This is a genomic window from Flavobacterium agricola (assembly GCF_025919725.1).
Lineage (GTDB): Bacteria > Bacteroidota > Bacteroidia > Flavobacteriales > Flavobacteriaceae > Flavobacterium > Flavobacterium agricola.
The window spans coordinates 1,081,332-1,095,677 of the sequence record NZ_CP081495.1; the positions used below are offsets into that span (position 1 = coordinate 1,081,332).

The 14,346-nt window shown below is 33.1% G+C and carries 11 protein-coding genes and 1 pseudogene; 8 read left to right on the forward strand and 4 right to left on the reverse strand.

Translation table 11 applies throughout. The features are described from left to right. Positions 1 to 2: 2 nt before the first annotated feature. Positions 3 to 1,013, reverse strand: coding sequence for a DNA polymerase III subunit delta (holA, locus tag K5I29_RS05425; RefSeq protein WP_264434884.1), 1,011 nt, complete (start codon positions 1,011 to 1,013; stop codon positions 3 to 5). A gap of 42 nt (positions 1,014 to 1,055) precedes the next feature. Here holA and K5I29_RS05430 point away from each other — a divergent pair, with 42 nt between their 5' ends. The 4 genes from K5I29_RS05430 (at position 1,056) to K5I29_RS05445 (ending at position 4,354) form a co-directional block, all read left to right on the forward strand. Then, entirely contained in the window at positions 1,056 to 1,490 is a 435-nt protein-coding gene (locus K5I29_RS05430) for a type I restriction enzyme HsdR N-terminal domain-containing protein (protein ID WP_264434885.1), read from the forward strand. A 3-nt stretch (positions 1,491 to 1,493) separates the two neighbouring features. After that, the gene (locus K5I29_RS05435) at positions 1,494 to 2,450 is read left to right on the forward strand and encodes a hypothetical protein (protein ID WP_264434887.1); all 957 of its coding nucleotides are present in this window, start codon (positions 1,494 to 1,496) and stop codon (positions 2,448 to 2,450) included. Further along, positions 2,447 to 3,433, forward strand: a complete 987-nt coding sequence (locus tag K5I29_RS05440) for a glycosyltransferase family 2 protein (RefSeq protein ID WP_264434888.1) — start codon at positions 2,447 to 2,449, stop codon at positions 3,431 to 3,433. Before K5I29_RS05435 ends, K5I29_RS05440 begins: the two co-directional genes overlap by 4 nt. A gap of 81 nt (positions 3,434 to 3,514) precedes the next feature. Continuing rightward, a complete protein-coding gene (locus K5I29_RS05445) occupies positions 3,515 to 4,354 on the forward strand; it encodes an OmpA/MotB family protein (protein WP_264434889.1) in 840 nt (279 codons plus the stop codon). A gap of 42 nt (positions 4,355 to 4,396) precedes the next feature. Here K5I29_RS05445 and K5I29_RS05450 read toward each other — a convergent pair whose 3' ends face one another. From K5I29_RS05450 to dnaK, 3 genes are all read right to left on the reverse strand, one after another. After that, entirely contained in the window at positions 4,397 to 4,870 is a 474-nt protein-coding gene (locus tag K5I29_RS05450) for a hypothetical protein (protein WP_264434890.1), read from the reverse strand. A 103-nt stretch (positions 4,871 to 4,973) separates the two neighbouring features. Then, positions 4,974 to 5,645: a DUF2461 domain-containing protein gene (locus tag K5I29_RS05455; protein WP_264434891.1), complete on the reverse strand. Its 672-nt coding sequence runs from the start codon at positions 5,643 to 5,645 to the stop codon at positions 4,974 to 4,976. 74 nt (positions 5,646 to 5,719) lie between these two features. Beyond that, positions 5,720 to 7,603 (reverse strand): molecular chaperone DnaK, encoded by a 1,884-nt coding sequence (dnaK, locus tag K5I29_RS05460; protein WP_264434892.1) that lies wholly within the window; start codon positions 7,601 to 7,603, stop codon positions 5,720 to 5,722. A gap of 505 nt (positions 7,604 to 8,108) precedes the next feature. Here dnaK and K5I29_RS05465 point away from each other — a divergent pair. The 4 genes and pseudogenes from K5I29_RS05465 to K5I29_RS05480 all read left to right on the forward strand — a co-directional run bounded on the left by K5I29_RS05465 (position 8,109) and on the right by K5I29_RS05480 (position 14,252). Beyond that, the gene (locus K5I29_RS05465) at positions 8,109 to 8,570 is read left to right on the forward strand and encodes a hypothetical protein (protein WP_264434893.1); all 462 of its coding nucleotides are present in this window, start codon (positions 8,109 to 8,111) and stop codon (positions 8,568 to 8,570) included. Positions 8,571 to 8,585: 15 nt separating this feature from the next. Then, positions 8,586 to 9,674 carry an efflux RND transporter periplasmic adaptor subunit gene (locus tag K5I29_RS05470; protein WP_264434894.1) on the forward strand — a complete coding sequence of 363 codons (1,089 nt, stop codon included), beginning with the start codon at positions 8,586 to 8,588 and terminating at the stop codon, positions 9,672 to 9,674. A 34-nt stretch (positions 9,675 to 9,708) separates the two neighbouring features. Continuing rightward, positions 9,709 to 12,865: pseudogene (locus K5I29_RS05475) on the forward strand (efflux RND transporter permease subunit). Continuing rightward, positions 12,858 to 14,252: an efflux transporter outer membrane subunit gene (locus K5I29_RS05480; protein ID WP_264434895.1), complete on the forward strand. Its 1,395-nt coding sequence runs from the start codon at positions 12,858 to 12,860 to the stop codon at positions 14,250 to 14,252. Before K5I29_RS05475 ends, K5I29_RS05480 begins: the two are co-directional and overlap by 8 nt. Positions 14,253 to 14,346 lie beyond the last annotated feature (94 nt).

The window sequence follows — 14,346 nt, forward strand, 5'->3', positions numbered from 1 at the left end:
TGTTATTTTTTTACATTTTCAAAAATAGAAATTAATGTTTCTTTCAGCAAATCATTGTGCGAAATATTTCCGGCATCAACGCCCTTGCTTTTTACATCCAATCGGTGCAAAGCACTAATAATTTTTGCTGTATTTTTCATCGGAAACAACTTAGCAGCTTGTTCTATTTCACCCACAAAATACGGGCTCATTTTTAAAACCGATGCAGCATTGCTTTTATTTGGTAATGCATGATAAGTTAAAATACGTTTAAAATGCGTATACAACGCACTAATGGTTAACAGCACTGGGTTAGCAGACGGATCTTTAGAAAACTGATTGATGATGCGATACGATTTTTGCACATTTAACGTACTAATGGCACTAATTAGCTCAAAATTATTATAATCTTTACTAAAACCAATATTCTGCTCAATAATATCAACCGTAATTACATCACCTGGTTTTAATAAAATAGCCAGCTTATCAAACTCATTAGAAATTCGGGTTAAATCAGTTCCTAAAAATTCAATAAACAAAGCAGCTGCTTTAGGTTCAATAGTTAGTTTTTTGGTTTTTAGCACGCCGGTCATCCATTTAAGCACCTCGTTTTCATATTTCTTTTTACTATGAAAAATATAATTTTGTTTGGTAAGTGCTTTAGTAACTTTTAATTTTCCGTCTAGCTTATCACGTTTGTAACAAAAAACTAAAATGGTAGTTGGTTGCGGATTTTCAACATAAGCGGTTAGTTCGTTTATGTTTCTAGAAAGTTCTTGCGCTTCGCGCACAATAATAACTTGCTTTTCTCCCAACATCGGAAAACGCTTGGCAGCGCCAACAACATCCTGAATAGAAACATCTTTTCCGTACAAAACTGTTTGATCAAAACCACGGCTTTCTTCGGGTAAAACATTGTTTTCTATAAACTCAGCTATTTTATCTATATAGTAAGGTTCATCTCCCATTAAAAAATAAATCGGCTTTACATTTCCTGCTTTTATTTCTTTAATGATATTTGATACGTTATCCATCAATTTTTGTATTTTAAAGAAAAATTAATAGATATTTGCAACATGCAAACGCTTAATTTTCCTACTTTTAAGTTTCGCTTCAAAAATAGCGAAAATAAAACATCTATTTTCGATGTAGTACGCAAAAAATTTGTGATTCTTACTCCCGAAGAATGGGTAAGACAGCACGTAGTACATTATCTGATTCAAAATAAAGGTTATCCCTTATCGCATATTAATGTTGAAAAAGTGGTGAAAATTAATACCATGAACAAACGTTACGATGTGGTTGTTTTTAATCCGGACGGAAGTATTTTTTTATTGGTAGAATGCAAAGCGCCTCAAGTTACCATAACACAAGAAACTTTTGATCAAATTGCGCGATATAATGGGGTGCTTGATGCCAATTATTTAATGGTTACCAACGGCATCAATCATTATTTTTGTAAATTAGATTACGAAAATCAAGGTTATGTTTTTTTACAAAATTTACCTTAACAAATGAAAAACAAAATTTTATTATATGCTTTACCTGTTATTCAGGTACTAACCTTAAGCTGTAAAAAAGATTTAAAAATGGATACCGAAACACAAACCGATTCGGTTACTTTTGTTGATTCTGATTTAGAGCGTAAAATTCATTTACGCAATGCGAAAAACAAAAAAGCCATTTTTTTCCCAGATTCGTTAAACAGCGATATTTACATTCAAAACATTTTAAAGCTCGAAAACGAGCTGGATTCGTTATTGCGCAAAAAAAGCAGCTTAGAAGCGAATTTACTGTACGAAGATTATTCGCAAGAACTTATTGCCAATTTAACCTCGTTTAACTTTACAAAAAGTGATATTTTAGATAATTATGTAAATTATCCGCCCAACGAAATTCCGGAAGAATGGAAAAAACAAATTGAATATTTAAAAACTTTAGGCATAGAATTGGTTTACGAAGGCGAAGGATATTACAGCTTTCAGTTTAAACACGATTATTTTTATCAGCTTTTTAAAGGTAAAGTAACCTCAGATTTAGAAACCTTTTTAAACAATTATGCCGAAGATAGCAAAGTTGTTTTTCAGGTTGATGCTGGCATTGTTGTACCGTGGAAAGAAATTAGAAAGCGCATTTTGCGTTGGGAAAAGTTTATTATAGATAACCCCGAATCGCGTTACAATACCACCGCCAAAGAAGTTTATGCATTTTATTTAAGCTGCTATTTATTAGGCATGGAAAATACGCGTACCTACGAGGCAAAAACGCGTGAAATATATCCTGAAATTAAAAACGATTATTTGTTGTTTATAAGCGGAAATCCAAATTCGTTTAGTACCGAATTAACCAAGGAATATTTAGAATATTTTGATTACGCTGCTAAAAATTTAAACAACGACCAATTTGAACAAGAAATTCAGCAGCATGTTATTGACATTTTGCAAGAAACATTAAACTACAAAACCAATTGAAACAATTAGCCCTTGTAATATTAAACTGGAATGGTAAAAACTTACTAGAACAATTTTTACCATCGGTCGTAAAATATTCACAACAAGCACAAATATATGTTGCAGATAATGCATCAACAGATAATTCTGTTGCATTTTTACAACAGCATTATCCTGAAATTATAATAATTCAAAACGATAAAAATTATGGGTATGCAGCAGGTTACAACTTGGCCTTAAAAAAAGTTGAAGAACCTATTTTATGCTTACTAAATTCGGATATTGAAGTTACAGAAAATTGGTTAACACCTATTTTAAATGTTTTTTCTGAAAAGCAAAATGTTGCCATTGTGCAACCACAAATTGCCGATTATAAAAACAAAAAATTATATGAATATGCTGGTGCTGCCGGCGGATTTATAGATAAATACGGATTTGCTTATTGCCGCGGCCGTATTTTTGAAACGTTAGAAGCTAAAAACACGTACGGCTCTGCTCCTATTTTTTGGGCATCTGGAGCATGTTTTTTTATTAAAAAAGATGTTTTTAATTCCTTACAAGGTTTTGACACCGATTTTTTTGCACATCAAGAAGAAATAGATTTATGTTGGCGTGCATATAATGCCAATTATCAAGCCTATTATTGTGCCGAATCTACGGTATATCATTTAGGTGGTGCAACCTTACAGCATAGCAATCCTAAAAAAACGTTTTTAAATTTTAGAAACAGCTTGTGCATGTTGGCCAAAAACCTTCCTAAAAATAAATTATTTGCTATTATCTTTTTGCGCTTGTGTTTAGATGGTTTAGCAGGCGTGCGTTTGTTTTTTAAAGGACAATTTGCACATGTTTGGGCCATTATAACTTCTCATTTTGCTTTTTATCGCATGCTAAGTAAAATGTTGAAGAAAAGAAATGGAACACATAAAGAATCGTATTATGGTTCAAAATCAATCATTTGGGCGTACTTTATAAAAAATATAACACATTTTAGTAATATTTAGCATAATTTTATAATTTAAAAACATTTTAAGTCAAATATCTTTATAATTTTGTGGTATTAATAAACGTATAACTCAAACTTTATGAAAAAAGTATTCATTGCTTTATCTGTGGTTGCTTTAACGCTTTCTTCTTGTGGAGCAAAGAAACAAGTAGCAGAATTAGAAGCTAAAAATCAAGAAATTCAAGACTTATTAAACAGCTGTACTGTGAAATTAAACACAACGTTAGCTGAGAAATCTCAATTAAGCGAAGAAGTTTCTAACTTAAGAAGAAACAACATCGATTTAATTAGCAACATGGGTAATTTAACTACCTTAACTAAAAAAGGTGCTGAAAATCTTGAAAAATCTTTAGAAAGTTTAAAAGAAAAAGATTTAAGAATTACTCGCTTACAAGATGCTTTAACTAAAAAAGACAGTGTTACTTTAGCATTAGTTTCAGCTTTAAAAAGCGATGTTGGTTTACAAGATCCAGACATTAACATTAATGTTGAAAAAGGAGTTATCATGATTTCTATCGCTGATAACTTATTATTCAAATCAGGTAGCTACCAAGTTAGCGCTGGTGCGAAAAAAGTATTAGCTAAAGTTGCACAAGTTGTAAAAAGCAAACCAGAATTTGAATGTATGATTGAAGGACATACTGATAATTTATCTATCAAAAACTCAATCATTCAAGACAACTGGGATTTATCTGTTAAACGTGCTACATCAATTGCTCGCGTTTTACAAGATGATTTAGGAGTTGATCCAAAACAATTAATTCCTGCTGGTCGTAGCTTCTACGTTCCTGTAGCTCCGAACGATACAGCTGCTAACCGCGCTAAAAACCGTAGAACAAAAATCATTATTATGCCAAAAATCGATCAGTTTTATGAAATGATCGAAAGTGAAATGAAAAATCTTTCTGAGGTAAAATAATTACTTACATAAAAAGGCAGCTTTAAAGCTGCCTTTTTTATTTTAATGAAATTGAATAGAATTGTTTATATTTTCGAGTACTTGAAATGAATCAGAATCAAAACAAGATCCGTGTTGGCAATAAATAATTTCACATAACATTAATCGATTATTTACAACTTTAGTACTGGTTAAGTTGTACTGAATTTCATTATCTAAATTAAAACTTGTTGTTAAATAGTTATCCGTTATTTTGTAGGTACTTTGTAAAGATGGTGTGCTAAAATCTGAATTTACCAACTGATGCGCTTTTAACTGTTTTAAAAAACTAGCGTTTAAAACTTCATTACAATACGGTTTTTCAAAAATGGTAACAGAAAGTTCGGTTAATCCATCTTCTGAAATCGCTCTAAAAATATCGCATCGAAACGGATTTAAAAATTCTGGAATTTTTAAGCTACATAAATTAGCTATTTGATGTGATTTATATTTTATAGTACCTTCTGCTAAAGAAGGGCTTGGTACAACGTTCAACATATTTATAGAATTTGCTGTAAAAAAACAGCTTCATTATCGGACAATTAAACGCAAAAAACAGGCTTTTTATTGCCTGTTTCTTATTATATAAATATTGTAAATATTAAAAAATATTTTCTCCGTTAGAATTGGTGGTTAAAACTGCCGACATGTAATCAAAAAAAGGACGGAAGCCCAAAAAACAGGCAATAACCTTATTGTAAAAATCAGGAGATAGCACTTCGGCATCTGTAAAATCTTTATAAATAATAAATGATTTCTTTTTCAGTAAATCAATTGCAGGATGATCCTTAGGATATCCTTTCGGAGCCGTTTTTAATTCTTCGCTTTCTAATCCGTCGTATAATTTTTTAAATTCAGGCGTGGTAAAAAAGCTTCTAAATTCATCCGGATCTAAAGCTATTTCTTCGCGAATACGTTTTAAATCATTAGGTTCGGGACCATAAAATCCGCCAGCAACGCGGCAACCTCCTGGTTTAATTCGTAAAAAATAACCACCGCGCAAATACGGTTTTTGACGCGGAATATGCAAGCCAAAATAATCTTTATACGGGAGCTTGTTTTTAGAAAAACGTGCATCACGATATAACCTGTGAATATGAATAGGTTCTAACTGATCGTGCTTTTCCATTTCAGCGTACAAGCTTTTAAAAAAGTTTTTAACCTGATCAAACTCAACGTCTATTTCGGGTTTATGTTCGGTAAACCATTCGCGGTTGTTGTTTTGCGCAATGGCTTTTAAAATATTAAGATTACCTGGCGTAAGTTGTTCCATGATATTTAAATTTTATGCAATAAAAAAACCTCGAACTTTAGGGCTCGAGGTTAAATTTATGAAATAATATTCAATTATTTTACTTCTTCAAAATCTACATCTTGAGTTGCATCTCCACCACCTTGGTTTGGTTGTGCTTGTTGTGCCGCTCCTTGATCTTGTGCTTTGTACATTTCTTCTGATGCAGCTTTCCATGCTTCGTTAATTTTATCTAACGCTGGAGTAATTGTAGCTACGTCACGAGTTTCGTAAGCTTTTTTAAGCTCTTCTAAAGCACCTTGAATTGCAGTTTTGTTTCCTTCTGATAATTTGTCACCAAATTCAGTTAATTGCTTTTCTGTTTGGAAAATCATTGAATCTGCTTCGTTTAATTTTTCAGCAGTTTCTTTTGCAATTTTATCAGCTTCAGCATTTGCTTCGGCTTCTTGTTTCATTCTTTCAATTTCTTCAGCAGTTAAACCAGATGAAGCTTCGATACGAATATCGTGAGATTTACCAGTTCCTTTATCAGTAGCTGAAACTTTAATAATACCGTTTGCATCAATATCAAAAGTTACTTCAATTTGAGGCACACCTCTTTGTGCTGGTGGTAAACCTTCTAAGTGAAAACGACCAATTGTTTTGTTATCGTTTGCCATTGGGCGCTCACCTTGTAACACGTGAATTTCTACTGATGGTTGGTTATCAACTGCAGTTGAGAAAATTTGAGATTTTTTAGTTGGAATAGTTGTATTCGCTTCAATTAATTTAGTGAATACTCCACCCATTGTTTCAATACCTAATGAAAGCGGTGTTACGTCTAATAATAATACGTCTTTTACTTCACCAGTTAAAACACCACCTTGAATAGCAGCTCCTACAGCAACAACCTCGTCTGGATTAACTCCTTTAGATGGTTTTTTACCGAAGAATTTTTCTACTTGTTCTTGGATTACTGGTATACGTGTAGAACCACCAACTAAAATTACTTCATCAATATCAGATGTAGATAAACCAGCATCTTTTAATGATTTTGCAACAGGTTCCATAGAACGTTTTACTAAATCAGCAGCTAATTGCTCAAATTTAGCACGCGTTAAAGTTTGTACCAAGTGTTTTGGTCCTGTAGCTGTTGCAGTAACGTATGGTAAGTTAATTTCTGTTTGAGTTGAAGATGATAATTCAATCTTCGCTTTTTCAGCAGCTTCTTTTAAACGTTGTAATGCCATTGGATCTTGACGTAAATCAATTCCTTCTGCCGCTTTAAAATCTTCAGCTAACCAGTCAATAATAACTTGGTCAAAATCATCACCACCTAAGTGTGTATCTCCGTTTGTAGATAAAACTTCAAAAACACCGTCACCTAACTCTAAGATAGAAATATCAAAAGTACCTCCACCTAAATCGTAAACAGCAATTTTTTTATCTTGTCCACCTTTATCTAATCCGTAAGCTAATGCAGCTGCAGTTGGCTCGTTGATAATACGCATTACTTCTAAACCTGCAATTTGACCTGCTTCTTTAGTTGCTTGACGTTGCGCATCATTAAAATATGCAGGTACTGTAATAACTGCTTGAGAAACTGGTTGACCTAAAAAGTCTTCAGCTGTTTTTTTCATTTTTTGTAGAATCATTGCAGATAATTCTTGTGGCGTATATAAACGTCCGTCAATATCTACACGTGGTGTATCATTATCACCTTTTACTACTTTGTACGCAACATTACCTAATTCACTAGAAACGTCTGAGAATTTTTCTCCCATAAAACGTTTAATAGATGCAATAGTTTTTGTTGGGTTAGTAACCGCTTGGCGTTTTGCCGGGTCACCTACTTTAATTTCACCACCTTCTACAAATGCGATTACAGACGGTGTAGTTCTTTTACCTTCAGCATTAGCAATAACAACTGGTTCATTACCTTCCATTACTGTAACGCATGAGTTTGTTGTACCTAAGTCAATACCTATAATTTTGCTCATAATATTTTATTATCTATTTTATGTTTTAAACTTCTTTATTCAACCATGTTGGTTGCTTTGAATTAGTCAATCTTTGTGCCAAAATAAAAGTTACTAAATAAAATGTCAAATTGTCATTTTCATTTTGTTTGCGCCGACGTTTCGTCACAAAAAATAAAAAAAATCTGCCAAAAGCAAACTGATTTTCTGCCAAAATTATAATGAATTCATTTTATCTCTTAAATATCAAAAAGGAATTTAAATAACAATAAAACTCATTTTTTCCAAATTTAGTACCTAATAACATCTAGATTTACTTAATCAGATTAGGTAAGAATAACGAAACACAAAGTTAATTTCAATAAAAACACAATCAAACCAACAAAATAAAACACATAACGCAACGTAAATTACGAAACTGTGTTTTTTATGTAATAATTTAATAATAAAAAATTAATTAAATTTTAATACATCTTGGTTCGGTAAAAAACGAACTAATTTATATATTTGCATTTTTACTTACAAAATGGATAAAACTTTAGAAAAATTAATAGATAATTATACGGAGCATTGTTTAGAAAGTTATAAGCTTAGCCCGTTGCAAGCAAAAATATTTGCTTATGTATTAATTTATGGTAGAAAGAACGAAATTACTTTTGACCAAGTTATAGATTATACCAAAGCTTGTAAAAGTTCAGTATCAACGAGTTTAAATAGTTTGATTGATCAGAAAAGAATTGTTTTTGAAAACAAACCTAACGATCGGAAAAAATATTACAAGATTAACCGAATGTCTGATTTATTAGAACATGCCAAGGGTATTATTACCCGCGAACTAGTTTTAATTGACGATATGATTGATTATTTTCAGCAAACTGCAGAAAACAAAGACGATTTAATTCAGGTAAATAATATTGAAGCTTTCAAGTACTACCTAGAACAAATTAATTACACCATAGATAATACCTTAACAAAAATCCAATACTAAATTCTTTATATTAAAATGATAAAAAAAACATTTGTACTTATCACTTTATTTGGTACGTTAACTTTTGTATCATGTAATAAAACAGCAGAACAACCACAACCTGCTCCATTAGCATTACAAGCTATAACTGTAACCCAAGCACCCGCTCAGGTTAATTTAGAATTCCCAACTAAAATTGAAGGTTTAAAAAACATTGAAATTAGACCTAAAGCTAACGGATTCATTAAAGAAATTTATGTTGATGAAGGACAAAGCGTAAAAAAAGGCCAACTTTTATTTAAATTAGAAACTGACGTATTAACACAAGATGCATCTGCCGCAAAAGCTGCTATTGAAGCTGCTCAGGTTGAAGTAGACCGTTTAACTCCGTTAGTAGAAAAAGGAATTGTTGGTAGCGTTTTACTAGAAGCTGCAAAAGCACGTTTAGCGCAAACCAAAGCAACATATAGCGGAATTGTAGCCAATATAAACTATGCAAACGTAGTTGCACCAACCGATGGTGTTATTGGTGCATTACCATATAAACCAGGAGCATTAGTTAGTTCTACTATTAATCCGCCTTTAACCACTATTTCAGATACCAAACAAGTTCGCGCTTATTTTAATCTAAATGAAAAGCAAATGATTGCATTTGCTAAAAACGTTCCGGGTGCATCAACACCAGAAAAAATTAAAAATGCACCAGCTGTACAATTAAGATTGGTTGACAATAGCATTTTTTCTGAATCAGGTAAAATTGCTGCAATTGAAGGTTTAATTGATGCAAATACGGGTACTACGCGTTTACGTGCCGATTTTAATAATCCGGATGCTATTTTACGTTCAGGATCAAGCGGAACTATTATTTTTCCGGTAAGCTATGAAAACGTATTAGTAATTCCACAAAAAGCGGTGTTAGACTTACAAGGTAAAAATTTAGTTTATGTTGTAGATAAAGATGGTATTGCACAATCTCGCACAGTAGAAATTTTAAATCAAACAGATCGTGAATATATTATTGCTTCTGGTTTAGAAGTAGGAGATGTAATTGTTACGGAAGGATTAGCAAAAGTTAGAGACGGGCAACCGGTTACTGTAACACTTTCTTCTAAAAACGATAATTAAACAGCAACATCTGCTAAATAAATAATTAAAATTTATGATAAAAACATTTATTGACAGACCCGTTCTGTCAACAGTAATATCAATATTAATCACTATCCTTGGTGTTTTAGGATTAATATCATTACCGGTAGAACAATATCCAGAAATTGCACCACCAACGGTACAAGTTATGGCAAATTATACCGGGGCAAATGCTGAAACAGTATTAAATTCTGTTATTATTCCGTTAGAAGAACAAATTAACGGAGTTGAAAACATGACGTACATGACGTCAACCGCTGCAAATGATGGTAGTGCCAACATTACGGTTTTTTTCGAACTGGGTACAGATCCGGATATTGCCGCAGTAAACGTACAAAACCGTGTAGCAAGAGCTACAAGCAGATTATTACGCAATTGTAAATCAAACGGGGGTAACTACGTTTAAATCGCAAACATCTGCAGTAATGTTCTTGTCGTTATTTTCAGAAAACCCTGATTATGACGCAACATTCGTACAAAACTACGCTAACATTAATATTGTACCTAAACTTCAACGTGTTAGAGGGGTTGGTCAGGTATTAGTTTTTGGTGGTAAAGATTACTCAATGCGTATTTGGATTGATCCAGATAAAATGTCAGCTTATAAAGTTTCGCCAGCCGAAATTCAAGCAGCGTTATTAGAACAAAACATTGAGGCAGCACCAGGTAAATTTGGTGATAATTCAGACGGTGTTTACGAATATGCTATTAAATATAGCGGTCGTTTTAACCAAGTTGAAGAATACGAAAATATTGTTATTAAATCTTTAGGCAACAACCAATTTGTTCGTATTGGCGACGTTGCTGATATTGAACTTGGTGCTTTTAACTATGCTGTAAATAACTACGGTATGGGTAAACCTGGGGTTGCAATGGGTATTTTTCAAACTTCAGGATCAAACGCAAATGATATTATTGAAGAACTGAATTCAATTTTAGCTGAAGAATCTAAATCATTTCCAAAAGGTTTAAAATACATTATTCCAATGGACGTTAAAACGTTCTTGGATGCATCGATAGAAAAAGTTACACACACGCTTCTTGAAGCCTTTTTATTAGTATTTATCGTGGTTTATATCTTTTTACAAGATTTTAAATCAACTTTAATTCCTGGTATTGCTGTACCAGTATCTATTGTAGGTACATTCTTTTTCTTGCAAATGTTTGGTTTCTCAATCAACTTATTAACCTTATTTGCTATGATTCTGGCCATTGGTATTGTGGTAGACGACGCCATTGTTGTGGTTGAAGCCGTCCATGCCAAGCTAGAAGAAGGATATACCGACGCTAAAGAAGCTACAAAAAGTGCGATGAGCGAAATTACAGGTGCTATTGTATCTATTACCTTAGTAATGTCTGCTGTTTTCGTGCCGGTATCTTTCCTTTCAGGACCTGCTGGGGTTTTCTATAAACAATTTGCTATTACTTTAGCAGTAGCCATCGTAATTTCAGCAATTAACGCGCTAACGCTTTCACCAGCTTTATGTGCTGTGTTATTAAAACCACACAACCCAGAAAAAAACAATCAGAAAAAAGGCGTAAAAGACCGTTTCTTTATTGCATTTAACACAGGTTTTGATGTGTTAACCGATAAATACGTTGGTTCCATCAAAGCTTTGATCAAACATAAATGGATTACTGGTACTATTTTGGTAGCTTCTGGTGTTTTTGGTTGGTATTTATTTAGTACTACTCCTGCTGGATTTATTCCGAGTGAAGACCGTGGTGCAATTATTATGGACTTAAGCATGCCAGCTGGTACAACTTTAAAAGAAACACAAAAAGTTTTATTTGAAATTGATACGATGTTAGCTGAAATGCCTGAAGTTGAATCACGAATGATTGTTGCTGGTCGTAGTATTATTAACAACATTAACGGTGGATCATACGGAATGGGAATTGTTAAACTTACCGATTTCGAATTCCGTAAAGATGATAGCTTAAGTGTTGATCGCGTGGTGCAAAAACTAACAGCTAAAACAGCGGCTAGATTTAAAGATGCACGTATTTTATTCTTAGTTCCGCCATCAGTTCAAGGTTTCGGTACTGCCGACGGTTTTGAGGTTAACTTACAAAGTAAAAATGACGACAGCTGGGAAGATATGAATGCCAATATTGGCGCTTATATTCAGGCGTTAAATGCTCGTCCAGAAATTATGTATGCCATTTCTAACTTTAACCCTAACTTCCCTCAGTATCAAATGGATATTGATGTAGATCGCGCTAAAAATGCTGGGGTTTCTGTTACAAATATTGTAAATACCATGCAAGGTTATTATGGTGGATTATATACAACCGATTTTAACCGATTTGGTAAGCAATACCGTGTAATGATTCAGGCCAAACCACAAGATATTGACAAGTTATCGTCAGTTGAAAAAATTAACGTTAAAAACAACGCTGGCGAATTAATTCCTATTTCTCAGTTTATTACGTTTAGTAAAGTTTATGGTCCAGAATCTGTTTCAAGATTTAACATGCTTAAATCTGCAAAAATTACAGGTAAAGCTGCACCAGGTTATTCATCTGGAGATGCTATTCGTGTTGTACAAGAAGTTGCTGCCGAGCATTTAAACCCAACTTACGAATATGAATTCTCTGGGATGTCAAGAGAAGAAATTTTAGCGGGTAACCAAGCTACGTTAATTTTCATATTATGTTTAGTATTTGTTTACTTCTTATTAAGTGCGCAGTACGAAAGTTACATTTTACCATTAGCAGTAATTTTCTCTTTACCGGTGGGTATTGTTGGAGCTATTTACTTTATTAATTTGGCAGGGTTAGAAAATAACATTTATTTCCAAGTTGCCTTAATTATGCTTGTAGGTCTACTTTCTAAAAATGGTATTTTAATTGTAGAATATGCTATTCAACGTAGAAGAAACGGTATGTCAGTAGTTCACGCTGCTTACGATGGTGCTAAAGCTCGTTTACGTCCAATTTTAATGACATCGTTTGCCTTTATTTTAGGATTAGTACCGTTGGCTTTCTCTACCGGAGTTGGTGCCGTTGGTAACCGTTCTATTGGTATGGGAGCTGTTGGAGGAATGCTTATCGGAACCTTAATTGGGGTATTTATTATACCGGTTCTGTTTGTTATTTTCCAAAACTTACAAGAAAAAGTAAGTCCAAATAAATTTAAAACGATTGAAGAAACTGACAATGAATAAAAATATTACTAGAATATCGGTTGTTGTTGGGGCAAGCTTTTTAATGCAATCTTGTTTAGTTGCTAAAAAATACGAACGCCCTAACTTAAAAGCTGAAGAAAATTTCAGAACCGAAGTTGTTGAAAAAGATACCACATCAATCGCAAAAATTGAGTGGAATAAAGTTTTTACAGATCAATATTTACAAAACTACATCCAACAAGGATTAGAAAATAATTACGACATTCAAATTGCTGCTCAAAACATTGCTGCTGCCGAGGCATCAATGAAACGTGGTAAAGCCGGATATTTCCCAACCATTAATGCATCTGCAACATGGACGCATCAGGAAATTTCTAAAAATTCTCAATTTGGGGGTTTGTTTTCTCAATTAGATCAATATCAATTATCTCCTTCCCTATCTTGGGAAGCAGATATTTGGGGTAAAATCAGAAGCAATAAAAGAGCCACAGCTGCCACGTATTTACAAAGCGTAGCAACAAACAAAGCTTTACAAGCACAAATTATTGGTTCTATTGCATCGGTTTACTACCAATTATTATCTTTTGATGCGCAATTAAAAGTTGCTGAAGCAGCTTTAAAAAACCGCGAAAAAAGTGTTGAAGTAATTAAATCTTTAAAAGAAGGCGGTACGGTAAATGAAGTTGGGGTGAAACAAACCGAATCTCAGATGCTAGCTACCAAAGTTACGATTGAAGATATTAAATACAACATTGGTGTTTTAGAAAACAGTTTAAGCATTTTAATTGGTAACGCGCCAAAAAGTATTGAACGTGCTAGCTTAGCAGATCAAAAAATTGATATTGATATTTCTACAGGAGTTCCATCAACTTTATTAGCTAACAGAGCTGATTTAATTGCTGCTGAATACAATTTAATGAGCACGTTTGAGCAAACTAACGTTGCTAGAGCTAATTTTTATCCGTCGTTTACAATCAATGCAACGTCAGGTTTTCAAGCTTTAGAAACTAAAGATTTGTTTAACGCAAATTCTTTGTTTGCTAACATTGTAACGGGTTTAACAGCCCCTATTTTAAACGGTCGTGCAATTAAAACCAATTTCGAGGTTGCTAAAGCAAACCAACAAAAAGCATTTTTACAATATGAAAAGCAATATTTAGTTGCTATTCAAGAAGTTTCTAATGCTTTTGCTAATTACGAAAACGAAACTAAAAAAATCAAAATTCGCGAGCAACAAGTTGATTTGTTACAAAAAGCAGTTGAATATTCTGACGAACTTTTAGTTTACGGTATGGTAAATTATTTAGATGTTATTACGGCAAGCGATAGCGCATTAAACGCAGAGCTTTCTTTAATAGATAACAAATACAAACAGCTTAATGCAATTATTACTTTATACCGATCACTTGGTGGCGGTTGGCAGTAATTTTTAATACAAAAAGGTCGGTTTTTAACCGGCCTTTTTTATTTAAACAAACTTGCATTTCTATCTTCATAAAAGCAAGCAAAATAAATCCAAT